A 22,937-nucleotide genomic window follows, 5' to 3' on the forward strand; every position below is an offset into this window, starting at 1 on the left:
ACCATGTCGAATTCTTCGTGGATTGAACGTTACGTCATGCCGGCGGCGCTGAAAATTGCCGGGCAAAAACATGTGCTGTCGGTGCGAGACGGCATCATCCTCAACATGCCGTTTATGCTTATCGGTTCGTTTTTCCTGATTTTTGCCTATTTGCCGATCCCCGGATATCCGGAGATGATGACCCACCTCTTCGGCGACGTCTGGCGCGAGAAGATGCTTTACCCGGTGAAAGCGACGTACGACATCATGGCGCTTATCTCAAGCTTCGGTATCGCCTACCGTCTGGCGGAGAAGTACCGCACGCTGGATCCGCTCAGCGCCGGGGCGATGTCTCTGGTGGCGTTCGTCATGACCATTCCGCAACATACGCTGTTTGCGCCGGTTAACGGTGCCGCAGCGCAGGTGGTTAAAGGTGTTATCCCGGTCAATCTGGTGGGCAGCCAGGGGCTGTTTGTCGCCATAGTGATTGCCCTGCTGTCGACGGAAATCTACCGCTTTGTCGCCGGACGTAACCTGGTTATCCGCATGCCGGAAGGGGTGCCACCGGCGGTGGCCAAATCCTTCCTCGCGCTGGTGCCGGGCTTCTGCGTGCTGGCCGTGGTGCTGGCGCTGCGGTTGCTGGTAGAAGCGTCACCGTTCGGTGACATTAACAGCATGATTGCCACTATTATCGGCATTCCGATGCATCATGTTGGCGGCACGCTGCCGGGGATGATTATCTCGGTCATTCTGATCGGGATTTTATGGACGCTTGGCCTGCACGGCGATGCCATTGTGCTGGTATTCATCCAGCCGGTATGGTTGTCGAATATGTCGGAGAACCTGACGGCGTTCCAGAACGGACAACCTATTCCGCATATCATTACTCAGCAGTTTTACGATCTGTGGATCGCGCCCGGCGGCACCGGCGCACTGCTGGGGTTGGTCATCTTCATGCTGGTGCGTAGCCGTAGTCAGCAAATGAAACAGCTCGGAAAAATCGCCGCGCCGGGCGCGCTGTTTAACATCAGCGAACCGATGGTATTTGGGATCCCGCTGGTGATGAACCCGTACTTTTTCCTGCCGTTTATTCTGACGCCGGTGCTGCTGGTGATTGTCTCGTATACCGCGATGGCGACCGGGCTGGTCGCGCCGCCGGCGGGGATTGCGCTGCCGTTTACCACCCCGATATTCATTAGCGGGTATCTGGCAACCGGTGGGCATATTTCTGGCACGGTGCTGCAGGTGGTAAACCTCGGGATTTCTCTGGTGGTCTACTATCCGTTCTTTCGCGTCTGGGATCGCCTGAAGCTCAAAGAGGAGCAGGCCTCGCTCAACAAAGAGAAAGTGGCAGCCGCTGCCCCGGCAGGTATTACCCCGCCGGGAGAGAATGCCTGAGCACGGCTACTTCTGTAGCCACCATACGGCTTCAAACGGGCGCAGGGTCATGGCGCCCGGTTTGTCTGCCACTTCGGCGTAGTTGCTGATGAGCACCTGCCATTCGCCTGATACAGAAGGCGGTGTCCACGGCTGCACGCTATTGCTGAGGTTAGCGACCACCAGCAGCGTTTGTCCCTGCCATTCGCGGCGATAGCACCACAGCGCCGGGTGCTCCGGGAGCATATCCTGGTAGCTGCCGAAGGTCAGCACCGGCTCCTGCTTGCGCAGCGCGATAAGACGCTGATACGTATGGAAGACAGACTCCGGGTCGCGCAGCGCGCGTTGTGCGTTTATCTCACGATAGTTATCACACAAGCCAATCCACGGCTCGCCGGTGGTGAAACCGCCGTTGGCATCGGCGCTCCACTGCATCGGCGTGCGTCCGTTATCGCGGGATTTACTGGCGAGGATCGCCAGCAGTTCGTCGGCATCACGCCCCTCGGCGCTCAGGGTGGCAAACATGTTGTGGCTTTCAAGGTCGCGATAGTCGGTTATCTGGCGAAAATGCGGGTTGGTCATCCCCAGCTCTTCCCCCTGATAGATGTAGGGCGTGCCCTGCATCCCGTGCAGCACCATCGCCAGCATTTTGGCGGCCGGTACGCGTAGCGCGCCTTCATCACCAAAGCGTGAGACGATGCGCGGCTGATCGTGGTTACACCAGAACAGTGCGTTCCAGGCAACGTTGTGCATACCCTGCTGCCAGTGGCTGAACAGGGCTTTGAGCGCCACAAAGTCGGGCCGTGCCTGGGTCCATTTTTCACCGCCCGGATAATCCACCTTCAGATGATGGAAGTTAAAGGTCATCGACAGTTCGCCACCATCGAGAGCCGCGTAGCGCTGGCAGTGCTCAAGGGTGGTTGAGGACATTTCACCGACGGTCATCAGGTAGCCTGGCGTAAACACGTCGCGGCTCATCTCCTGCAGGAATTCGTGAACGCGCGGGCCGTCGGTGTAAAAGCGGCGGCCATCACCTTCATCGTCGTTCGGGAAATCGAGGTCTTTAGAGATGAGGTTCACGACATCAAGTCGTAAACCATCGACCCCACGATCGGCCCAGAACTCGCACACTTTTTTAAGTTCGGCACGTACCTCCGGGTTCTCCCAGTTGAGGTCCGCCTGCTCGGGGGCAAACAGATGCAGGTAGTACTGGCCGCTTTCGGCATGCCATTCCCAGGCGTTACCGCCAAATTTTGAACGCCAGTTGTTGGGCTCATCGCGCCAGATATAAAACTCGCGGTACGGACTCTGTGGATCCAGGGCTTCGCGAAACCACGGGTGCTGGGTGGAGGTATGATTGAACACCATATCGAGTACGATGCGGATATTCCGCACTTTCGCCTGCGCGACCAGCTCATCGAAATCGTCCAGCGTGCCGTAGGCCGGGTCAATGGCGGTGTAATCCGCCACGTCATAGCCGTTATCTACCTGCGGCGAAACATAAAACGGCGTCAGCCAGATGGCGTCTACGCCAAGCGTTTGCAGGTAATCAAGACGCGCCGTGACGCCACGTAAATCGCCGGTGCCGCTGCCGGTAGTGTCCTGAAAGCTCTTAGGGTAAATCTGGTAGATAACACCGTTTTGCCACCAGTGGGGAAGGGTATTCATTATGCATTCCTGGTAATACAAAGGGGGCGCAACGGCGCCCCAAACAAAGAGTTAAACGATTTGCAGCGTGCCCTGGCGGAATTTGCGCTGATAGACCATCGACGTCAGCACAATCGGTACCACTACCGCGATAACCATCGCGATGGCGTACACCTGCCAGAACTTAGGCTGAATAGAGAGAATGCCCGGCAGACCACCCACGCCAATGCCGTTGGCCATCACGCCGTTCAGGCCACAGAGCAGGCCCGCGAGGCCGGAGCCGACCATCGCGCAGAGCATCGGGAAGCGGTACTTGAGGTTGATACCGTACATCGCCGGCTCGGTGACGCCGAGGTAGGCGGAAATGGCCGCCGGAACCGAGATTTCGCGCTCGTTATGTTTGCGGCTGGAGATAATAATCCCGACCACCGCCGACGCCTGGGCGATGTTAGAGAGCGCAATCAAAGGCCACACCGGCGTTCCGCCCATGCTCTGAATCATCTGCATATCGATAGCAAGGGTGGTCTGATGCACGCCGGTGATCACCAGCGGGGCATACAGGAAGCCAAACAGCGCCGCGCCAATTGGGGCAAAGCTGCCGGTCAGCAGATGACGCACGGCGAAGGCCACACCGTCGCCAATCATGCGGCCGAACGGGCCAATCAGCGCGTGAGCGAGGAAAACCGCGAGGATCAGTGAGCACACTGGCACAACCACCAGATACAGGTAGTCAGGCACCACGCGCTTCATCCAGGTTTCGATATAGCCCAGCGCCAGGCCCGCCAGCAGTGCCGGGATCACCTGCGCCTGATAGCCCACTTTCGCAATGCTGAACAGACCGAAGTTCCACACTTCTGGCACCTGCTGGCCCAGCAAATAGGCATTCATTAACTGTGGAGAAACCAGGGTGACGCCAAGCACGATCCCTAGGATCGGCGTGCCGCCTACTTTCTTCACCGCCGACCAGCAGATCCCAACCGGCAGGTAGAAGAAGATGGCTTCGCCAGGTAGCCACAAGAAGTCGTAGAGGGTTTTCAGCCACGGGTACATCTGTGCCAGCGTCTGGCCGTTGCTCATCGGCACATCGCCAATGACGCTGCGGAAACCGAGGATCAAACCGCCGCTAATTAACGCCGGCAGCAGCGGGAAGAAGATCTCAGCAAAGTGTGAGATCAGCTGCTCGTGCCACTTCATGTTCTGACGAGCCGCCTGTTTAGCCTGCTCTTTATTCGCCGCCGACTGCCCGGTGGTTGCCAGCAGCGCTTTGTAGTAATCATCCACGTTGGTGCCGATCACCACCTGGAACTGCCCGGCGTTGGTAAAACAGCCTTTCACCATCGACAGGTTTTCAATGGCCTTTGGGTCGGCTTTTTCCGGAGCGTTCAGCACGAAACGCAGGCGGGTAATGCAGTGGCTGACCGTCGCGATGTTCTCTCGGCCGCCAACCAGCGTAATCAGGGAGTCGATATCCTGTTGTTTCACTTTGCTCATCATGAAGCCTCATGGCAGATGAAAGATGTTGCGTAATGACCTGAGCGTATAGTGTCCGTTTCGCTTTCCTGGGTAAATGGGAACGTTCCCGAAACGCAGCGAAGATCACATATTTGCCGAAAGGATGCTCAGCTGAGGTGGGCGGGAATGATGATTTGCTGCGGTGAGATGTGGCCGGAGATCTGCTCGATCAACTGCTGTGCGGCGCGGCTTCCCGCCTCGCCGTAGCCGGGATCGACGGTGATGATTTCCGGGTGCAGAAACTTCATCAGCGGCGTGTTACCCACGCTCGCCAGTTGCAGCGTGTCGATACGCTGCTCCTGCAGATATTTGCTGGCACCGAGCGCCAGGGTATCGGTCGCGCAGACCAGCGCCGTGGTATCGGTGTTCATCACGCTCGCCACGCTATCGTAGCCCTGCTTCATCGCAAGCCCTGGCAGGGCGGCGACCGGGTGCAGTTTATGAGCTTTACAGAATGCGAGGTAAGCCTCATGACGGCGTTTGCCGGTGGTGACATCGCTGTGCGGTACGCCGAGGAAGCTGATAGAGCGATGGCCGTCGTCGTACAGACGCTGCATCAGTATATTAATGGCGCCTTCATCGTCATAGCAGACGGAGGCAAAACCTTTGGCATCACGCGCCAGCAGCACCAGTGAAGACTGCCAGGGGGCCAGCGCCGCCTCGTTGATACCGGTGAAACCAAACAGCACTACGCCGTCGATGTTGCGGCGGCTCAGCATCCCAAGGTGCTCTTCGACAAGCGCCGGAGAGAACTGGCTTTCAATCATGATAGGGTCGTATCCGCGCTCGTAAAATGCCGGAAGCATGGTCTGCACCGCGAGGTTTTCCGACAGCGAATCCAGACGGGTGACGATAATCGCCACCACTTTGTCGCTCTGACCTCGCATAGCGCGCGCCGAACGGGAGGGGGAAAACTCGTGCTGCTGCATCACCGCTTCAACACGCTCGCGCGTGCGTTCGCTGACTCCGCTTTCGTTATTCAGTACGCGCGAGACGGTCGATTTACCGACTCCGCTTAAGCGAGCGATGTCTTTGATGGTCAGCCGGTTTTGCATCCTCTTTTCCCTGGTTAGCTAAAATAGTGAGCAAGGTCAGTTGCAATGTATTCGCCACGTGAAATAATTTGTTGAGGGGCGGTTTAGTTGCAAGCGCGTATCATAACGCCATAATCGCCCAGAACTGTAGCCTTTACATTGCTATACTGTGCGAATGAACAAAGGTTCGAATTTCTTTTCACTTACCGGAGGCCGTATGGATCCTGATCCCACGCCCCATCCCCGATGGAGCAACAATCTAGTCCGGTAAGCTAGTCTTCACTGCTTTGCCGGATGTGTAAGGCAGTGGCATCTTTGATGTCCCTGTAGTAAAGCGATGTGTCTGACAGGCACGGCCTTGCCGTGCCCGTTGATTATGCCGTGCTCGCGTGTCGCGGGCGCGTAGGGATGTACTATGTTGAAGAATTTTACCCGGCAGCTCCTTGATCAGCTTAGCCGCCATTTGCCTCGTCGCCTGATCCAGCGCGACCCAATGCCAGACGCTAAAAATCTGACCGGCGTCGCCATTCCCGACTCACTCAGCAAGCACTGTCTGAACGTCGCGGCGATGGATGAAAACGAAGTCTGGCGCGCATTCGACAGCCACCCAGAAGGGCTGAACGCACAGGAAGTTGAACAACATCGCGAAAAGCACGGTGAGAACAGCATTCCGGCCCAGAAACCCGCGCCATGGTGGGTGCATCTGTGGGTCTGCTACCGTAACCCGTTCAACCTGCTGTTGACGGTGCTGGCTATCATTTCGTATTCCACCGAAGACCTGTTTGCCGCCGGGGTTATCGCCCTGATGGTGGTCATTTCCACCCTGCTGAACTTTGTTCAGGAAGCGCGCTCCACCAAAGCCGCAGATGCCCTGAAGGCTATGGTGAGCAACACCGCGACCGCGCTGCGCGTCAGCAACGAGCTGGGTGAAAGCCGCTGGGTTGAAGTGCCTATCGATCAGCTGGTGCCTGGCGACATTGTGAAGCTCTCCGCAGGTGACATGATCCCGGCAGACTTGCGTGTGCTGCAGGCCCGCGACCTGTTCGTGGCTCAGGCATCGCTGACCGGCGAATCGCTGCCGGTGGAGAAGGTTGCCAGAACCCGCGATCCGGAGCAAAGCAACCCGCTCGAATGCGACACCCTGTGCTTTATGGGCACCAACGTCGTCAGCGGCTCCGCGCAGGCAATGGTGTACTCCACGGGGGGCAAAACCTGGTTTGGCCAACTGGCTGGTCGCGTGGGTGAGCAGGAAATCGAAGCGAACGCTTTCCAGAAAGGGATCAGCCGCGTCAGCATGCTGCTGATCCGCTTTATGCTGGTCATGACCCCAATCGTGCTGCTGATTAACGGCTACACCAAGGGCGACTGGTGGGAGGCGGCGCTGTTTGCGCTTTCCGTGGCGGTAGGTCTGACGCCGGAAATGCTGCCGATGATTGTGACCTCGACGCTGGCGCGCGGGGCGGTGAAGCTCTCGAAACAAAAAGTTATCGTCAAACACCTCGACGCCATTCAGAACTTTGGCGCGATGGACATTCTGTGCACCGACAAAACCGGCACCCTGACGCAGGATAAAATTGTGCTGGAGAATCACACCGATATCTCCGGTAAAGCCAGCGAGCTGGTGCTGCACACGGCCTGGCTGAATAGCCATTACCAGACTGGCCTGAAAAACCTGCTTGATACCGCCGTACTCGAAGGGGTGGATATCTCTGCGGCCCGCCAGCTGGCGAAGCGCTGGCAGAAAATTGATGAGATCCCGTTCGACTTTGAACGCCGCCGCATGTCGGTGGTGGTGGCCGAGCAGGGCGACGTTCACCAGCTCATCTGTAAAGGGGCGCTGCAGGAGGTGCTGAACGTCTGTACTCAGGTGCGCTACAACGGCGATATCGTGCCGCTGGATGACACCATGCTGCGCCGCATCGCGCGCGTGACCGAAACCCAGAACCGTCAGGGACTGCGGGTGGTCGCCGTGGCGACCAAATACCTCGCTGCCCGCGAAGGCGATTACCAGCGTGCGGATGAATCAGACTTGATCCTTGAAGGTTACATCGCCTTCCTCGATCCGCCGAAAGAGACGACCGAACCTGCGCTGAAGGCGCTGAAAGCCAGCGGCATCACCGTGAAAATCCTGACCGGCGACAGCGAGCTGGTGGCGGCGAAGGTGTGTAACGACGTGGGCCTCGACCCGGGTCATGTGGTGGTGGGCAGTGATATTGAAAATATGGGTGATGACGAGCTGGCGCTGCTGGCACGTCGCACCACGCTGTTTGCCCGCCTGACGCCGATGCACAAAGAACGTATCGTGACGCTTCTCAAGCGTGAAGGGCACGTCGTAGGCTTTATGGGCGATGGCATCAACGATGCCCCGGCGCTGCGTGCGGCGGATATCGGTATTTCCGTGGACGGCGCGGTAGATATCGCCCGTGAAGCGGCGGATATCATCCTGCTGGAAAAGAGCCTGATGGTGCTGGAAGAGGGCGTTATCGAAGGGCGTCGTACCTTTGCTAACATGCTGAAGTACATCAAAATGACCGCCAGCTCTAACTTCGGTAACGTGTTCAGCGTGCTGGTCGCGAGCGCCTTCCTGCCGTTCCTGCCAATGCTGCCGTTACACCTGTTGATTCAGAACCTGCTGTACGATGTATCCCAGGTCGCTATTCCGTTTGATAACGTTGACGATGAGCAAATCAAGAAGCCACAGCGCTGGAATCCGGCCGATCTTGGGCGCTTCATGCTGTTCTTCGGCCCGATAAGCTCCATCTTCGACATCCTGACTTTCTGCCTGATGTGGTTTGTGTTCCACGCCAATACGCCAGAACACCAGACCCTGTTCCAGTCAGGCTGGTTCGTCGTAGGGCTGCTGTCGCAGACGCTGATTGTGCATATGATCCGTACACGTCGCATTCCGTTCATCCAAAGCCGCGCCGCCTGGCCGCTGATTATGATGACGGTGGTGGTGATGATCGTGGGTCTGGCGCTGCCGTTCTCACCGCTGGCGTCCTATCTGCAGCTGCAGGCGCTGCCGCTCTCTTACTTCCCGTGGCTGGTGGCCATCCTTGCGGGTTACATGACCCTGACCCAACTGGTGAAAGGCTTCTACAGCCGTCGCTACGGCTGGCAGTAACCGCTGCTTTGCTCTGCCGCCCCCTTCTTTCCGGAGGGGGCTTCCTCGCAACTTCCTGCTCTCGTCCTTGACGGCTTTTTGCCTGCATGTTAACTCAATGTTTTGCTTATTTGGCCCGTCGTGAAGGAAAACCCATGAGAAAAACAATGCCTTACAGCCTGCTGGCCGCAGGGATGATGATAGCTTTTGGCGCTTTCGCCGCGCCTGCCGGGGATTTGCCGCTGATGCCGTGGCCGGCGCAGGTCAGCAAACCGGCTACCGACGGCGCGCTGGCGCTGGATTATCGCCTGACGATTAACGTTAACGGCGACGATATGGATGAAGCGGTAACGCGCCTGCGCGAGCGGATTTCCCGCCAGACCGGCTGGACGCTGGCGGCGCAAAGCTCGCCCGCCAAAACCCCAACCATCACCATCAATGTCGCCCGCAAAGTTTCCCCCATCCCACGACCGGACAGCGACGAAAGCTACAAGCTGAACGTGGATGCTAACGGGATCACGCTTAATGCCAATACCCGATTTGGCGCGCTGCATGGCATGGAGACCCTGCTGCAGCTCATTCAGAACGGCCCGGAGAAAACCAGCGTGCCGTTTGTGGCAATTAACGATGCGCCGCGCTTCCCGTGGCGCGGGCTGCTGCTCGATTCCGCCCGTCATTTTGTGCCGCTGGACGACATCAAGCGACAAATCGACGGGATGGCGGCCGCAAAGCTGAACGTACTGCACTGGCACCTGACCGACGACCAGGGCTGGCGCTTTGCCTCCACGCGCTATCCTAAGCTGCAGCAAAAGGCCAGCGACGGACTCTATTACACTCCGGCACAGATGAAAGAGATTGTGCGCTATGCCGCCGCGCGGGGTATCCGGGTGGTACCGGAAATCGACATGCCGGGCCACGCTTCCGCTATTGCAGTGGCCTACCCGGAGCTGATGAGTGCGCCAGGACCCTATGAGATGGAGCGCCACTGGGGCGTGCTGAAGCCGGTGCTGGATCCCACCAAAGAGGCAACCTATACCTTCGCCGACGCGATGATCGGCGAACTGACGGCTATCTTCCCCGATCCTTACCTGCATATCGGCGGTGATGAGGTGGACGACAGCCAGTGGAAAGCCAATCCGGCTATTCAGAAATTTATGCAGCAGAACAAGCTCGCCGACAGTCACGCTCTGCAGGCCTATTTCAACCGTAAACTGGAAACCATTCTTGAGAAGTACAAGCGTCAGATGGTGGGCTGGGATGAGATTTATCACCCAGATCTGCCGAAAAGCATCCTGATCCAGTCATGGCAGGGACAGGACGCGCTGGGAGAAGTGGCGAAGCACGGCTATAAGGGCATTCTCTCCACCGGCTTCTATCTCGATCAGCCGCAGTACACCGCCTATCACTACCGCAACGAGATCTATCCACAAGGGCTGAACGGGGTCGATACCCTCACCGATGCCGACAGTGCTCAGAGCTGGGCATTCTCCATGCCACGGCTGAAGGGCAGTGCGGTTGAGGGCAGCTTTACGCTGGTGAAAAATAGCGATGGCTGGCGTGGGTTTATTGATTTTAACGGCAAATCTCGCCGTGAAGTCCACGATATCGAGTGGATTTCTGACGACCAGCTGACCTTTACCGTGGATACCTGGATGGGGGAAACGCGCCCGGTTGTCACGGTGAATGACGACACGCTCAGCGGCTATTTCCTGATAGGCAACACCCGCTACCCGATCGCAGGCAAACGCCTTGAGGAAGTGCCGAAGGGCATTCAGCCGGTAGTGCCGGATGCGGAACAGCAGAAGAACCTGCTCGGCGGCGAGGCGGCGCTGTGGGCGGAAAACGTGGTGGCGCCGGTGCTCGACATTCGCCTGTGGCCGCGAGCCTTCGCGGTGGCAGAACGCCTGTGGTCCGCCGAAGATGTGAAGGATATCGACAACATGTACCAGCGCCTGCAGGCGATGGACAGCTGGTCGACGGTATCGGTCGGGCTTGAGCAGCACGCCCAGCAGATTGCGCAGTTCACCCGTCTGGCTAACAGCAGCAACACGCTCCCGCTGCAGATCCTCGCTCAGGCGGTGGAGCCTGCCCACTACTACACCCGCCAGCATCTGAAGTTCCAGGCCGGAAACTATCATCAGTTCGAACCGCTGAACCGCTTTGCCGATGCGATACCGGCTGAGAGCACCAGCGTGCGCCAGATGGACCGCTGGGTTGAACGCCTGATTAGCGACGCTGAGGACAATGAAAGCGCTGATGCGCTGCGCCATCTCTTCACCCGCTGGCAGAACAATACCGCTGACGCCCTGGCGCTCAGTGACGGACAATATCAGTTGAAGGCGATGAAACCGGTTATCCAGAACGTAGACAAGCTGGCGGCTATCGGGCTGCGCTTAACGGATCTGGTGGTGCGTCAGGGAACGCTTGATGACAAAGAGATCGCGGCGATTCAGGCACAGCTTGATGAAGCAGCAAAAACGCAGGACGAAGTGGTGATTGCGGCGGTGTATCCGCTGGAGAAACTGCTGCGCGCGACGCGCAACGAGTGATAGCAATTCCCCCTCGCCTGTGGAAGGTGAGGGGGGAGCGATTAGCGACGTACCGCGATCGCTTCGATTTCAATCTTCACGTCTTTCGGCAGGCGAGCCACTTCGACGCAGGAACGCGCCGGGAATACGGCTTTGTGCTCAGTGAAGAAAGCTTCGTAAGTGGCGTTAACGGTGGCGAAATCGTTCAAATCTTTCACGAAAACGGTCGTTTTAACAATGTCACCTACTTTCAGGCCCGCAGCTTCAATGATCGCCTGAACGTTTTCCAGGGACTGACGCGCCTGCGCTGCGACATCTTCTGCCACGGCGCCGGTTTTCGGGTCTACCGGGATCTGGCCAGAAGTGATTACCATGCTACCCAGATCAACGCCCTGTACGTATGGGCCGATGGCTGCAGGTGCACTTTCCGTCGCGATAATTTTACTCATGATATCTCCTGAATACAGCGGTAAAAGGGTCCCGCCCATTATAGGGAGAGCGGGACACGATACCAACCGCAATTAGTTAGCCAGCACCACATTATGAGAAAACTCTTTTTCGCAGTATTTGCATTTGAGACCGATGTCGTTTGCGCGCTTTTTCACTGTGAAGCTGGAAGAGACCGGTTCGGCATGGCTGATGCAGTTGCTGTTCGGGCAAACCAGCACGCTGTCGATGCGCCCCGGCAGGCTCGGACGTGATTTTCCGACGACTTCATAATCGTCGATGCGGTTAACGGTGGCATCCGGTGCGTACAGCGCCAGCTGGTTTACCTGCTCGTCGGTCAGGAAGGTGTTTTCAATTTTAATCAGGTCTTTACGACCCATTTCACCGGACGGCAGGTTGAGGCCGATAGTAATGCGCTGATCGGTTTTGGTCAGTTTGAACAGCGTCAGCAGCGTAAAACCAATCTGTGCAGGGATATGGTCGATTACGGTGCCACATTTGATGGCTTCTACCTGCAGTTTGTTATCGTGTGTCATGTTCATTCCCCTTACAGTTCCAAATCGCGATTCAGTACCAGCGCCAGCAGTGCCTGGCGTGCGAAGATGCCGTTACCGGCCTGCTGGAAGTACCAGGCATGCGGCGTTTTGTCGACGTCGGTGGTGATTTCATCGATGCGCGGCAGCGGGTGCAGCACCTTCATGTTGTTACGGGCGCCTTCGAGGTCGCTGGCGCGCAGAATAAACTGCGCCTTCACGTTGGCGTATTCCGACGGATCCAGACGCTCTTTCTGCACGCGGGTCATATACAGAATGTCCACTTCTGCCATCACTTCATCGATGGCGTTGTGCAGGCTCCAGGAGATACCTTTCTCATCCAGCATGTCGAGAATGTACTGCGGCATGGCCAGCGCATCCGGCGCGATAAAGTAGAAGCGGTTGCCGTTGAATTTCGCCAGCGCCTGGGTCAGCGAGTGTACGGTGCGGCCATACTTCAGGTCACCGACCATCGCCACGTTGAGGTTCTCGAGGCGGCCCTGGGTTTCCTGAATGGTGAAGAGATCCAGCAGGGTTTGCGTTGGGTGCTGGTTGGCACCGTCACCGGCGTTGAGGATTGGCACGTTGCCGGAGAACTCGATCGCCAGACGCGCCGCGCCTTCCTGCGGGTGGCGCATCACGATGGCGTCAACGTAGGTGCTGATAACCGAAATGGTGTCGGCCAGGGTCTCGCCTTTTTTGCCAAGCGACGTATTGCTGCTGTCAGAGAAACCGACCACGCTCGCCCCGAGGCGGTGCATTGACGTTTCGAACGATAAACGGGTACGGGTCGAAGCCTCAAAGAAACAGCTGGCGATCACTTTATGTTTCAGCAGTTCCGGTTGCGGATGTGCTTTCAGTTTCGCTGCGGTCGCCAGCACCAGTTCGAGGTCTTCGCGACCGAGATCGTTTATGGAAATGATATGTTTTTGATATAGCGGGTTGGCCATGGTTATCTCCTGATCGCTGGGCAAAAAAAAAGCCCCTTAAATAAGGGGCTTCGAATAGGTGAGCAACGGAAAGAAAAACGGCAGGCCAGCGTCCTTTTTCAGACGCGGTAAGACGAAATGTCGTACACACTGGACCATGCTTCCTCCCGGCAAATTGCCCGGCATTATACGCAGCTCATTTTTCGGATCAAGCGATTAATGCACGATTTAACCACGGCAAACGCTTATATGTGAATATTAATTCATCATGAGTAAGTAATTAATCTGCTTCTGTACCAGGGCGGTGCGCTTCACGCTGCGCGGAGCGACCCAGACAATACTGCTACCCGCAACGACCCCCAGGATTTCCGGTAACGCGTGATAATCAAGGATCCGCGCCACCGCGCGGCCGTATCCCGCGGCGGTATGGATAAGGATAAATTCGCTATTGTGCTCAACGCTGACCACCATTTCAGCAATCGATCGCGCGGCGTTGGGTGCCGGGCGCAACTGTGGATTCACGGAATAAATCTTTTGTCCCTTGGCATTTCTGATTTTTATGACGCCGAGCAATTTTAGCAACCGCGACACGGTAGACTGGCTGATGCTGCTAAAGCCATGGCGCTGCAGATCGCTGCGAAGTTCTTCCTGCGACAGATAGCTCTTCTCGGCAATCAGTCGCTGACAGACGGAAAGCTGCAGCTGCTCTTTGTCGCTGGTGGGCTGTTCAAATTTCATTATCGGATGTCCTGGTTGATAAAACATACGTGATGCAATCATCAATGACTTGCTTTCCGATTTTATGGCTAATCCTTTGTTTACCCAGAAAAAACGCCCCAAACGGGGCGTAAACCATTTTCAAGTAATAGAGATGGCGCCGGCAAAGATCTGCACCAGGGTGTAAACCGCCACAAGAATTAGCGCGATGAGCACGCAGGCTTCCATCCCGTTGAAGCAGCGCTGCTGACTGTGTTTTTTCTTCCAGACGTACACAATCGCTCCCGGAATAAACAGTAGTGAACTGAGCAGCATTGAGTTCCCTGCCGCAAAGCAGAGCCAGAAACCGTACACCGTGGCGATAATACTGATCACCCAATCGCGGGCCAGTTTCTCTCCTGGCTTGTAGTGTTCACGCGTCCACACCAGCTTCAGGCCGTAGGCGGCGCTGAACAGGTAAGGAGGCAAAATGGCCGCCGTGGCGATGGAGAACAGCACCTGATACCCCGCCTGGTAAAACAGCGCCAGCAGCAGGAACAACTGCACCAGACCGTTGGTAATCCACAGCGATACCGACGGCGACTGGCGGTGGTTTTCATGGGCAAAAATTTCCGGGAACACGCCGTCCTGCGCCGCGACTTTGGGCAGCTCAGAGGCAAACAGCGTCCACGCCAGCAGAGCCCCGGCAACGGACAGCACCACGCCGCCGGCGACAAATTTGGCGCCCCATGGACCAACCACGCTTTCCAGCACGCCCGCCATGGACGGGTTTTTTAACCCGGCAAGCGTTGCCTGATCGAGGATCCCCATCGACAGCACGCTCACCAGCACGTAGATAGCCAGTGCTCCAAGCAGACCGACCACCGTGGCCTTGCCGATATCGCGACGGTTTGCGGCGCGGGCCGAGACCACCGTCGCTCCTTCAATTCCGATAAATACCCAGGTGGTGACCAGCATGGTGCTTTTCACCTGGTTGAACAGATCCGGATGGGTGCCGTCGACCTGCATCATGCGACCCCAGAAATCGGCGGTCAGCACACCAAGACGGAAGGCAATAAACACCGCAATGATGAAGATAATCAACACTAACACTTTGATAACGGTCAGGATGGTGTTGATCCACGCCGCTTCGCGCACCCCGCGCAGCACCAGCGTATGTACCAGCCATAGCACGATAGAAGCACCGATTATCGAGGCTAAGTTGTTGCCATCACCAAATACCGGGAAGAAAAAGCTCACCGCGCTGAACAGCAAGACGGCATAGGAAACGTTACCAAGCCAGGCGGAAAACCAGTAGCCCCAGGCCGCCTGGAAGCCGATGAAATCGCCGAAGCCGGCACGGGCGTAGCTGTAGATCCCGCCTTCAAGATGCGGGCAGCGCGCGCTGAGGTTTTGATAAATAAAAGCCAGGCACAGCATGCCGATGCCGGTGATGACCCAGCCAACAATCAATGCGCCGGGAGAAGCCACGAGAGCGAAGTTCTGCGGCAGGCTGAACACCCCGCCGCCGATCATGGAGCCGATGACCAGCGCAACCAGCGCGCTCAGCCCCAGCTTTTTCTCCCCGCTGCCAGCCGCGACGGCGCCGTCATCCTTTGCTAAATCAGACATTGTTATTCTCCTGTCAGGATGCCGCACCGGGCGGCATCCGCATTCAGGGGTCACTCGCCAAGGGTGGCGACCATGACCGCTTTGATGGTGTGCATGCGGTTTTCCGCTTCGTCGAAGACGATGGAATTCGCCGACTCAAACACCTCGTCGGTCACTTCCAGCCCTTTCAGGCCATAGGCGGCTTCAATTTCGCGTCCCACTTTGGTGTGCTCGTTATGGAAGGCGGGCAGGCAGTGCATGAATTTGACGTTCGGGTTGCCGGTCGCCTTGATGACGCTGGCGTTAATCTGATACGGCGTCATCACGTTGACGCGCTCAGCCCACGCCTCTTTTGGCTCGCCCATCGACACCCAGACGTCGGTATAGAGGAAGTCGACCCCGTGCACGCCCTCTTCGACGCTTTCGGTCAGCAGGATGCGGGCACCGGTTTCTTCCCCGATGGCGAGACACTGTTTCACCAGCTTTTCATCCGGCCAGAAGGCGCGCGGTGCGACCAGGCGAATGTCCATGCCCATTTTTGCGGCACCGACCATCAGCGAGTTACCCATGTTGTTACGGGCATCGCCGAGATAGGCAAAACGCAGCTGCGGCAGGGTTTTGCCCGGCGCGTGCTCAAGCATGGTCATCAGGTCAGCGAGGATCTGCGTCGGGTGGAATTCATCGGTCAGCCCGTTCCACACCGGCACACCGGCAAACTCGCCAAGCTCTTCGACGATAGGCTGGCCGTAACCGCGATATTCAATGCCGTCGTACATGCGTCCGAGCACTCGGGCGGTATCCTTCATCGACTCTTTATGGCCAATCTGCGAACCGCTTGGCCCGAGATAGGTCACCTGCGCGCCCTGGTCGAAGGCACCGACTTCAAACGCACAGCGGGTGCGGGTGGAGGTTTTTTCAAAGATCAGGGCAATGTTTTTCCCGACCAGCGTCTGTTTCTCGCGCCCGGCTTTTTTGTCGGCTTTCAGGGTGATGGCGAGATCGATCAGGTACTGGATCTCTGCCGGGGTATAGTCCAGCAGTTTCAGAAAGTTGCGGTTTTTCAGATTGATAGTCATCGCTAAATCCTTATTTACATCAGTAAGCCGGATGAGCCGGGCTGTTTTCGGGGCGAATGAGAGTGCCTTTTTCTCCGGCGAGGATTTCTGGCCCGTCGGCAAGTGCGCCAATTCCGGCGATGCCGTGGCAACGCTCAACGAAGTGGCTACAGGCGGCGACTTTCGGCCCCATCGATCCGGCGTCAAAAGTCAGTTCGTTCAGTTGTTCCGGGGTGACCTGCGCCAGCGGGCGCTGAGTCGGTTTGCCCCAGTCGAGATACACGGCGTCTGCGTCGGTGAGGATCAGCAGCGCATCGGCGCGGATTTGTCGGGCAAGTAACGCGGCGGAGAGATCTTTGTCGATCACCGCCTCAATGCCGTGATAGCCGTCGGCCTGTTCAACCACCGGCACGCCGCCGCCGCCGTTGCAGATAACCAGGTGATCGCGGGCGATCAGTGCGCTGATGGCATCACGCTCCACGATCTGCTGCGGCTGCGGAGAAGGCACCACCCGACGGAAGTACGGACCATCGGCTTTAAATACCCAGCCTTTTTCCGCTTCCAGCTCGCGGGCCTGCGCCTGGTCGTACACCGGGCCGATGTACTTGGTGGGGTTACGGAAGGCCGGATCGGCAGGGTCGACTTCCACCTGCGTCAGCAGGACGCTGACTTCACGCTGCGGCAGCTGGTTTTTCAGCGCCTGCTGCAGCATGTAGCCAATCATCCCCTGGCTCTCTGCGCCCAGGATATCCAGCGGGTAGGGGGCGACCTTGCTGTACGCGCTGTTTTGCAGCGCCAGCAGGCCAACCTGCGGGCCGTTACCGTGAACCAGCACCACCCGCCACTGCTGGGTGAGCCCGGCGATGGTTTTCGCCGCCAGTTCAATGTTGCGGCGCTGGATATCGGCTTCCAGCGGCTCGCCGCGTTTGAGCAAGGCGTTGCCGCCGAGGGCGACGACCAGAGTGGGTTTCGTCATAGTCATCTCCTCAGATCCCGTCACGTTCCAGCGGGCAGCTCATGCAGCGCGCACCGCCGCGGCCACGTCCGAGTTCATCGCCCGGAATGGGCAGCACGGTGATCCCGGCTTTGTCGTATTTCTCGTTGGTCCAGGTGTTACGCTCGTAGCCAACCACCACGCCCGGGCGCAGCGTCAGGACGTTGTTGGCGTCGTTCCACTGTTCGCGCTCGGCTTCAAAGGCGTCGCCACCGGTGGTGATAAGCCGTACCTGGGTAATACCGAGCGCTTTTTCGATGGCGTGCAGCAGGTCCGTTTCCTGGGTGCGTTTGAGCCCACCACGGCCATCCGGAGTCAGCGTCCAGCACTGGGCGTCTTTGCGAACCACTTCCGGATAGACCGAGAAGGTGTCGACGTCGATATGGGTCATGACGGTGTCGAGGTGCATGCAGGAGCGATGTTTCGGCAATTCGACGGCAATGACTTTTTCTGCCTGACGATGTTTGAACAGGGCGTTGGCAAGGAATTCCACCCCCTGCGGTGTAGTACGTTCCGACATCCCGATTAATACGGCGCCGCGGCCAATGACCAGTACATCACCGCCCTCGAGGGTGGCGTGGTCGTAATTAATATTTTCGTCGCCGAAGTATTTAATAAAATCGCCATCGGCAAACTGAGGATGCCAGCGATATATCGCGCGCAGGTTATTGGTTTCGCGCTGACGGGCCGCTTTAGCCATTGGGTTGATGGAGACGCCGTTATAAATCCAGCACGAGGTGTCGCGGGTAAATAAATGGTTAGGTAATGGCTTCATAATAAAGTCATTAACGTCGTGGGTATCCACCACCATATTCTTAATTGATGCCGGAATTTCACCGTAGGTGACGCCGCCGCTTAAATGGCGCGCCAGTTCGCGGCGCGGCAGGTCGGCAAGCCAGGCGCGTACATCGGCGGCAAACGTTGGTCCCAGACGATAGTCGGAAACCTGGGTAGACAGCAGCCAGTCGCGGGCTTCGGTGACCTCCAGCGTTTGCGTTAGCAGGTCGGTCAGCAGCAGTACTTCAATGCCCTGCTGGCGTAGCGTGTTGGCGAAAATATCGTGCTCTTCCCCCGCGCGCTCAACCGAAAGTACATCATCAAAAAGGAGATCCTGGCAATTAGACGGGGTCAGCCTTTTAAGACTTAAATTAGGGCGATGGAGCATAACACTGCGTAATTGACCAATTTCAGAACCGACATAATGCTTTTCCATAATTATTCCTTTAACCATTTTTTAGAATAAAAAGGGTGGCTGCGAAAATGAATTCGTAGTCGTTTTGAGTGAATGACTTCGCGGTTATAGTTGAGTTTTTTGATATTTAAGATTGTGACTTAAATCACAGCTGGCAGGGTAATTAAAAGCAAGTGCTTATTACATGATAGGGGTCATATATTATATATAAACTTTGGTGTATTAAGTGAATGGCTAAGCATCAGGAAGGGTGATTATTTCTCGCTGTTAATGTGATGTAGATATTTAATATCTATTTATGATTGTTAATTTGTTGATTTTATATGGTTTTATTTAGTTACAGGCATGGTTATTCATTTTTCTTGTTCCTTTATTTTTCTCTTTAGTTAAATCTGAAAATAATTATTGCATGAAGATGAAATAAATCAGGATGAATAAACTGTGAGGCCGGGTGAGGTTTTTAAATAACACACCAGCGATCAGCAGGTTAAGAGAGGCCGGTGGAAGGGAAGAAAAACGGTTATGCATAATTCATGAATAATATTCGGATGTGGATTAACCATTAATTAACAATCCCGGCAATAAACATGCGTTGGCGCAAATCTCCATCATAAAGCGGTAGCAGACGGCGATCGGCGGGAGTATAACAACAAAAAATGAAACGATGTTTTGATTGAGGTGTAAATCATGATTGTTGGCAACATCCACCATCTGCAGTCCTGGCTCCCGACGGAGCTGCGTCAGGCGATTGAATTTATCAAGGCGAACGTCACCGCGGCGACTCCGCCCGGCAAGCACGATATCGACGGCAGCCGGCAGTTTTACCTGGTGTCGGAAGACATGACCGAGCCCTTCGCCGACCGTCGGGCGGAGTATCACGCGCGTTATCTCGATATCCAGATCGTACTGCAGGGGCAGGAAGGCATGACCTTCAGTACGCTACCGGCGGGTCAGCCCGCGATCGACTGGCTGGCTGACAAGGACATCGCATTTTTACCGGAGGGGGCGCAGGAGAAAACCGTCATCCTTAATGAAGGGGATTTTGTGGTGTTTTATCCGGGAGAAGTGCACAAGCCGCTGTGCGCGGTCGGGAAACCGGCGAAGGTGCGTAAGGCCGTCGTGAAAATTCGGGTGGAATAAGCGTTAACCCCTCTCCCGTGCGGGAGAGGGGGCTGGGATTTACTCGCCGAGGGTGGCAACCATCACCGCTTTGATGGTGTGCATCCGGTTTTCGGCCTGGTCGAACACAATGCTCGCCGCGGATTCAAACACCTCGTTGCTGACCTCCATGCCGCCGTGCAGGCCAAACTCTTCCGCCATTTTCTTGCCGACGAGGGTTTGGTCGTCATGGAAAGCCGGCAGGCAGTGGAGGAACTTCACCTGCGGATTTCCGCTGAGCTGCATCATCTTGCTGTTGACCTGGTAGTCGCGCAGCAGCGCAATTCGTTCTGCCCACTTCTCTTTTGGTTCGCCCATCGACACCCAGACGTCGGTATAGATGAAGTCGGCACCTTTCACCCCTTCGGCAATATTTTCCGTCAGCGTCACGTTACCGCCGTTTTTCTGCGCCAGCGCCGTGCATTCGGTCACGAGGCTCGCCTCTGGCCAGCAGGCTTTCGGAGCGACCAGACGCAGATCCAGCCCGGTCAGCGCGGCGGCCTCAAGCATCGAGTTGCCCATGTTGTTACGGGCATCCCCGGCGTAGACCAGCGTCATCTCGTTGAACGATTTACCCGGCAGGTGTTCCTGCATGGTTAACAGATCTGCCAGCAGCTGGGTCGGGTGAAACTCGTTGGTCAGGCCATTCCACACCGGCACGCCGGAAAATTCCGCCAGGGTTTCCACGATTTCCTGGCCGTGACCGCGATACTGAATACCGTCGTACATCCGGCCCAGCACGCGGGCGGTGTCTTTAATTGATTCTTTATGCCCAATCTGGCTGCCGTTAGGGCCGAGATATGTCACGCGGGCACCCTGATCGTAAGCGGCAACTTCGAAAGAGCATCGGGTACGGGTCGAGTCTTTTTCGAAGATGAGCGCGATGTTTTTACCGATCAGTTTTTGCTTCTCAGTACCTTGTTTTTTATCAGCTTTCAGACTGGAAGAAAGCTGCAGCAGATGGGTGATTTCGGCAGGGGTAAAGTCGAGTAATTTTAAGAAGTGCTTATGGTGTAACGTTGTCATGTTTGCCTCTCATGGCTCAAGCCACTTGTTGAATTAAAATTCACTTTATATGTATTAATATTCACTTGCAACCCCGGTTCACAAATCTTTTGCACAAAGGTGGAGGCAACGTCAGTGGTATGTGACAATAAGAGTATCTGCCGCACATTATGAGGAACGAGCCATGGCAAACCCGGAACACCTGGAAGAGCAACGCGACGAAACGCGTCTGATCATTGAAGAACTACTGGAAGACGGCAGCGATCCGGATGCGCTGTACACCATCGAGCACCACCTTTCCGCCGACGACTTTGAAACGCTGGAGAAAGTGGCGGTAGAAGCCTTCAAGATGGGCTACGAAGTCACCGAGCCGGAAGAGCTGGAAGTGGAAGAGGGTGATGTGGTTATCTGCTGCGATATCCTGAGCGAGTGCGCGCTGAAAGCGGAACTTATCGATGCGCAGGTAGAACAGCTGATGAACCTGGCAGAAAAACATGGCGTGGAATACGACGGTTGGGGTACCTACTACGAAGACCCGAACGGTGAAGAAGGCGAAGACGGCGACGACGAAGATTACGTCGACGAAGACGACAACGGCATTCGCCACTAAGTAATAATCTGTGCGGCGGGGCTCCTCGCCGCACAGCAGGATTCAGGTATGGATTACCCGCAAATACTCGCTCCCGTATTACAGTTCCTGCACTGCCCGACCCCCGCCGCGTGGGTGGAAGAAGCCCGTAAACCCGAAAGACTTCCGCTGTTGCTCACCGATCACATGGTGTGCGAGCTTAAGGCCGCGCAAACCGCCATGCTGTTGGTGCGTAAGTACATTGCTGACAAGCAGGGTGCGGAGGCGCTGCTGGCATGGCTGCACCCCTATGAAGCCTTCACCTTCCGCGAAGGGCCGGAGCCGGATTTCGCCGCGCTGCATAAGCAGATTGGCAAAAGCATTATGCCGAAGACCGATGACCCTTGGGGACAGGCGCTTATCGACAGCATGGTGCTGCTTATCAAAGAGGAGCTGCACCACTTCTGGCAGGTGCGCGAGATGATGGTGGCGCGCGGTATTCCTTACGTCAAAATCACCGCCAGCCGCTATGCGAAGGGGATGCTGAAAGAGGTACGCACCCACGAGCCGCTTACCCTTATCGATAAGCTCATCTGCGGGGCATACATTGAGGCGCGCTCCTGTGAACGTTTTGCCGCGCTGGCACCGCATCTGGACGCCGACCTGCAGAAGTTTTATTTGTCGCTATTGCGCTCGGAGGCTCGCCATTATCAGGATTATCTGGCGCTGGCCCAGCAGGTTGCGAAAGAGGATATTACATCAAGGGTAAAATTCTTCGGGGAAGTGGAAGCGGCGCTCATCAACACGCCGGATGAGGAGTTCCGCTTTCATAGTGGGGTTCCGGTATAGCCCGGAAAATCTGGCAGGACTTATAACCCTTTCAACATCCGCACTTCGCAATCGACGTGTCCGGTACAGCCCAGCGGCTCGGCGATATGCTCAAAGCCAAGGTGTTCGTACAGACGAATTGCCTCGGTCAGAAATGCGGTGGTCTCAAGGTAGCACTGTTTGAATCCCTGCTCGCGCGCGAAGTCGAGCGCCATCAGGGCCAGCTTCTTCGCCAGACCCTGACCGCGCACGGAAGCGAGAAAGTACATCTTCTGCAGTTCACAGATACCCGGCTCACTGCACGATAGCGGCGCAACGCCGCCGCCGCCAACGACTTTCCCGTCCTGTTCCACCACCCAATAGGCATGACCCGGCTGGCTGTACAGCTCGAACAGCTCATCAAGATTAGGATCCGCCACGGTGTAGCCTTTGTCGGCCGTAAGACCGTACTCCGCTGACACCTGGCGGATAACGCCGGCAATGGCCGGGTTATCCGTGGCGGTTATCCGGCGCAGCGTGGGGGGGAATAGCGTGGAATTCATTTTGTTACTCAATCAAAAATTCATCATAGTTATATTTGATACCACTCTATATTCATTCATGCAAGACTGAGATAATAACTGAAGAAAATTTTCATCATTAGCCTATTGTTTATGTCGTGTTGCTCAAGTTTTATTCTTTAATTTTACTTTATTTTCATTATGGCCGTAAAGCACGAACATATTATTTATCAGGATGATG

Annotated in this window: 21 protein-coding genes and 1 pseudogene; 8 read left to right on the top strand and 14 right to left on the bottom strand. The window is 56.3% G+C overall.

Translation table 11 applies throughout. From position 1 onward, the window contains the following. Window positions 1–3: 3 nt before the first annotated feature. On the top strand, window positions 4–1,377 hold the full coding sequence (gene celB, locus C7387_RS16275) for a PTS cellobiose transporter subunit IIC (RefSeq protein WP_120817084.1): 1,374 nt from the start codon (window positions 4–6) through the stop codon (window positions 1,375–1,377). A 6-nt stretch (window positions 1,378–1,383) separates the two neighbouring features. Here celB and treC read toward each other — a convergent pair whose 3' ends face one another. The 3 genes from treC to treR form a co-directional block, all read right to left on the bottom strand. Beyond that, window positions 1,384–3,024, bottom strand: a complete 1,641-nt coding sequence (treC, locus tag C7387_RS16280) for an alpha,alpha-phosphotrehalase (protein WP_006816870.1) — start codon at window positions 3,022–3,024, stop codon at window positions 1,384–1,386. Between the two features lie 51 nt (window positions 3,025–3,075). Next, window positions 3,076–4,497: a PTS trehalose transporter subunit IIBC gene (treB, locus tag C7387_RS16285; protein WP_120817085.1), complete on the bottom strand. Its 1,422-nt coding sequence runs from the start codon at window positions 4,495–4,497 to the stop codon at window positions 3,076–3,078. 125 nt (window positions 4,498–4,622) lie between these two features. Further along, window positions 4,623–5,570, bottom strand: coding sequence for a trehalose operon repressor TreR (gene treR / locus C7387_RS16290; protein WP_120817086.1), 948 nt, complete (start codon window positions 5,568–5,570; stop codon window positions 4,623–4,625). 196 nt (window positions 5,571–5,766) lie between these two features. Here treR and mgtL point away from each other — a divergent pair, with 196 nt between their 5' ends. The 3 genes from mgtL (at window position 5,767) to C7387_RS16300 (ending at window position 11,201) form a co-directional block, all read left to right on the top strand. Next, window positions 5,767–5,820, top strand: a complete 54-nt coding sequence (gene mgtL / locus C7387_RS23405) for a mgtA regulatory leader peptide MgtL (protein WP_366207306.1) — start codon at window positions 5,767–5,769, stop codon at window positions 5,818–5,820. A gap of 144 nt (window positions 5,821–5,964) precedes the next feature. Continuing rightward, window positions 5,965–8,673 (top strand): magnesium-translocating P-type ATPase, encoded by a 2,709-nt coding sequence (gene mgtA, locus C7387_RS16295; RefSeq protein ID WP_006816873.1) that lies wholly within the window; start codon window positions 5,965–5,967, stop codon window positions 8,671–8,673. Between the two features lie 134 nt (window positions 8,674–8,807). Next, on the top strand, window positions 8,808–11,201 hold the full coding sequence (locus C7387_RS16300; RefSeq protein ID WP_120817087.1) for a beta-N-acetylhexosaminidase: 2,394 nt from the start codon (window positions 8,808–8,810) through the stop codon (window positions 11,199–11,201). Window positions 11,202–11,242: 41 nt separating this feature from the next. Here C7387_RS16300 and ridA read toward each other — a convergent pair whose 3' ends face one another. The 4 genes and pseudogenes from ridA to pyrL form a co-directional block, all read right to left on the bottom strand. Then, window positions 11,243–11,629 carry a 2-iminobutanoate/2-iminopropanoate deaminase gene (ridA, locus tag C7387_RS16305; RefSeq protein WP_038252528.1) on the bottom strand — a complete coding sequence of 129 codons (387 nt, stop codon included), beginning with the start codon at window positions 11,627–11,629 and terminating at the stop codon, window positions 11,243–11,245. Window positions 11,630–11,701: 72 nt separating this feature from the next. Continuing rightward, window positions 11,702–12,163 carry an aspartate carbamoyltransferase regulatory subunit gene (gene pyrI / locus C7387_RS16310; RefSeq protein ID WP_038252526.1) on the bottom strand — a complete coding sequence of 154 codons (462 nt, stop codon included), beginning with the start codon at window positions 12,161–12,163 and terminating at the stop codon, window positions 11,702–11,704. Between the two features lie 11 nt (window positions 12,164–12,174). Continuing rightward, window positions 12,175–13,110 (bottom strand): aspartate carbamoyltransferase, encoded by a 936-nt coding sequence (pyrB, locus tag C7387_RS16315; protein WP_120817088.1) that lies wholly within the window; start codon window positions 13,108–13,110, stop codon window positions 12,175–12,177. A gap of 2 nt (window positions 13,111–13,112) precedes the next feature. Beyond that, window positions 13,113–13,248 (bottom strand): annotated as a pseudogene (gene pyrL / locus C7387_RS23410) (pyr operon leader peptide). On the opposite strand from pyrL, the gene C7387_RS23415 reads away from it, so the two are divergent. Continuing rightward, window positions 13,228–13,344, top strand: a complete 117-nt coding sequence (locus C7387_RS23415) for a hypothetical protein (protein ID WP_373896528.1) — start codon at window positions 13,228–13,230, stop codon at window positions 13,342–13,344. The pseudogene pyrL and the gene C7387_RS23415 overlap by 21 nt on opposite strands. 3 nt (window positions 13,345–13,347) lie before the next feature. Here C7387_RS23415 and C7387_RS16325 read toward each other — a convergent pair whose 3' ends face one another. The 5 genes from C7387_RS16325 to arcA form a co-directional block, all read right to left on the bottom strand. Beyond that, a complete protein-coding gene (locus C7387_RS16325) occupies window positions 13,348–13,827 on the bottom strand; it encodes an arginine repressor (protein ID WP_006816878.1) in 480 nt (159 codons plus the stop codon). 120 nt (window positions 13,828–13,947) lie between these two features. Next, on the bottom strand, window positions 13,948–15,417 hold the full coding sequence (locus C7387_RS16330; protein ID WP_006816880.1) for a basic amino acid/polyamine antiporter: 1,470 nt from the start codon (window positions 15,415–15,417) through the stop codon (window positions 13,948–13,950). A 50-nt stretch (window positions 15,418–15,467) separates the two neighbouring features. Continuing rightward, entirely contained in the window at window positions 15,468–16,472 is a 1,005-nt protein-coding gene (argF, locus tag C7387_RS16335; RefSeq protein ID WP_120817089.1) for an ornithine carbamoyltransferase, read from the bottom strand. A gap of 19 nt (window positions 16,473–16,491) precedes the next feature. Further along, window positions 16,492–17,427 (bottom strand): carbamate kinase, encoded by a 936-nt coding sequence (locus C7387_RS16340; RefSeq protein WP_038252521.1) that lies wholly within the window; start codon window positions 17,425–17,427, stop codon window positions 16,492–16,494. A gap of 10 nt (window positions 17,428–17,437) precedes the next feature. Beyond that, window positions 17,438–18,658, bottom strand: a complete 1,221-nt coding sequence (gene arcA, locus C7387_RS16345) for an arginine deiminase (RefSeq protein ID WP_038252519.1) — start codon at window positions 18,656–18,658, stop codon at window positions 17,438–17,440. Window positions 18,659–19,324: 666 nt separating this feature from the next. Here arcA and C7387_RS16350 point away from each other — a divergent pair. Then, a complete protein-coding gene (locus C7387_RS16350; protein ID WP_120817090.1) occupies window positions 19,325–19,777 on the top strand; it encodes a YhcH/YjgK/YiaL family protein in 453 nt (150 codons plus the stop codon). Window positions 19,778–19,816: 39 nt separating this feature from the next. Here the strand turns inward: C7387_RS16350 and argF (C7387_RS16355) are convergent, their stop codons facing one another. Then, window positions 19,817–20,821 carry an ornithine carbamoyltransferase gene (argF, locus tag C7387_RS16355; protein WP_120817091.1) on the bottom strand — a complete coding sequence of 335 codons (1,005 nt, stop codon included), beginning with the start codon at window positions 20,819–20,821 and terminating at the stop codon, window positions 19,817–19,819. Window positions 20,822–20,984: 163 nt separating this feature from the next. On the opposite strand from argF (C7387_RS16355), the gene rraB reads away from it, so the two are divergent. Continuing rightward, window positions 20,985–21,410, top strand: coding sequence for a ribonuclease E inhibitor RraB (gene rraB / locus C7387_RS16360; protein ID WP_006816888.1), 426 nt, complete (start codon window positions 20,985–20,987; stop codon window positions 21,408–21,410). Between the two features lie 48 nt (window positions 21,411–21,458). Further along, window positions 21,459–22,217: a tRNA isopentenyl-2-thiomethyl-A-37 hydroxylase MiaE gene (gene miaE / locus C7387_RS16365; protein ID WP_120817092.1), complete on the top strand. Its 759-nt coding sequence runs from the start codon at window positions 21,459–21,461 to the stop codon at window positions 22,215–22,217. Window positions 22,218–22,237: 20 nt separating this feature from the next. On the opposite strand, the gene C7387_RS16370 is transcribed toward miaE, so the two are convergent. After that, window positions 22,238–22,738 carry a GNAT family N-acetyltransferase gene (locus C7387_RS16370; protein ID WP_038252510.1) on the bottom strand — a complete coding sequence of 167 codons (501 nt, stop codon included), beginning with the start codon at window positions 22,736–22,738 and terminating at the stop codon, window positions 22,238–22,240. Window positions 22,739–22,937: the final 199 nt, after the last annotated feature.

Origin of the sequence: Yokenella regensburgei (genome assembly GCF_003634235.1) — a bacterium.
Lineage (GTDB): Bacteria > Pseudomonadota > Gammaproteobacteria > Enterobacterales > Enterobacteriaceae > Yokenella > Yokenella regensburgei.

Excerpts from the sequence above, each read along its gene's own strand:
- celB (WP_120817084.1), top strand. The coding sequence starts at position 4 with ATGTCGAATTCTTCGTGGATTGAACGTTACGTCATGCCGGCGGCGCTG.
- treC (WP_006816870.1), bottom strand. The coding sequence starts at position 3,024 with ATGAATACCCTTCCCCACTGGTGGCAAAACGGTGTTATCTACCAGATT.
- treB (WP_120817085.1), bottom strand. The coding sequence starts at position 4,497 with ATGATGAGCAAAGTGAAACAACAGGATATCGACTCCCTGATTACGCTG.
- treR (WP_120817086.1), bottom strand. The coding sequence starts at position 5,570 with ATGCAAAACCGGCTGACCATCAAAGACATCGCTCGCTTAAGCGGAGTC.
- mgtA (WP_006816873.1), top strand. The coding sequence starts at position 5,965 with ATGTTGAAGAATTTTACCCGGCAGCTCCTTGATCAGCTTAGCCGCCAT.
- C7387_RS16300 (WP_120817087.1), top strand. The coding sequence starts at position 8,808 with ATGAGAAAAACAATGCCTTACAGCCTGCTGGCCGCAGGGATGATGATA.
- ridA (WP_038252528.1), bottom strand. The coding sequence starts at position 11,629 with ATGAGTAAAATTATCGCGACGGAAAGTGCACCTGCAGCCATCGGCCCA.
- pyrI (WP_038252526.1), bottom strand. The coding sequence starts at position 12,163 with ATGACACACGATAACAAACTGCAGGTAGAAGCCATCAAATGTGGCACC.
- pyrB (WP_120817088.1), bottom strand. The coding sequence starts at position 13,110 with ATGGCCAACCCGCTATATCAAAAACATATCATTTCCATAAACGATCTC.
- C7387_RS23415 (WP_373896528.1), top strand. The coding sequence starts at position 13,228 with ATGTCGTACACACTGGACCATGCTTCCTCCCGGCAAATTGCCCGGCAT.
- C7387_RS16325 (WP_006816878.1), bottom strand. The coding sequence starts at position 13,827 with ATGAAATTTGAACAGCCCACCAGCGACAAAGAGCAGCTGCAGCTTTCC.
- C7387_RS16330 (WP_006816880.1), bottom strand. The coding sequence starts at position 15,417 with ATGTCTGATTTAGCAAAGGATGACGGCGCCGTCGCGGCTGGCAGCGGG.
- argF (WP_120817089.1), bottom strand. The coding sequence starts at position 16,472 with ATGACTATCAATCTGAAAAACCGCAACTTTCTGAAACTGCTGGACTAT.
- C7387_RS16340 (WP_038252521.1), bottom strand. The coding sequence starts at position 17,427 with ATGACGAAACCCACTCTGGTCGTCGCCCTCGGCGGCAACGCCTTGCTC.
- arcA (WP_038252519.1), bottom strand. The coding sequence starts at position 18,658 with ATGGAAAAGCATTATGTCGGTTCTGAAATTGGTCAATTACGCAGTGTT.
- C7387_RS16350 (WP_120817090.1), top strand. The coding sequence starts at position 19,325 with ATGATTGTTGGCAACATCCACCATCTGCAGTCCTGGCTCCCGACGGAG.
- argF (WP_120817091.1), bottom strand. The coding sequence starts at position 20,821 with ATGACAACGTTACACCATAAGCACTTCTTAAAATTACTCGACTTTACC.
- rraB (WP_006816888.1), top strand. The coding sequence starts at position 20,985 with ATGGCAAACCCGGAACACCTGGAAGAGCAACGCGACGAAACGCGTCTG.
- miaE (WP_120817092.1), top strand. The coding sequence starts at position 21,459 with ATGGATTACCCGCAAATACTCGCTCCCGTATTACAGTTCCTGCACTGC.
- C7387_RS16370 (WP_038252510.1), bottom strand. The coding sequence starts at position 22,738 with ATGAATTCCACGCTATTCCCCCCCACGCTGCGCCGGATAACCGCCACG.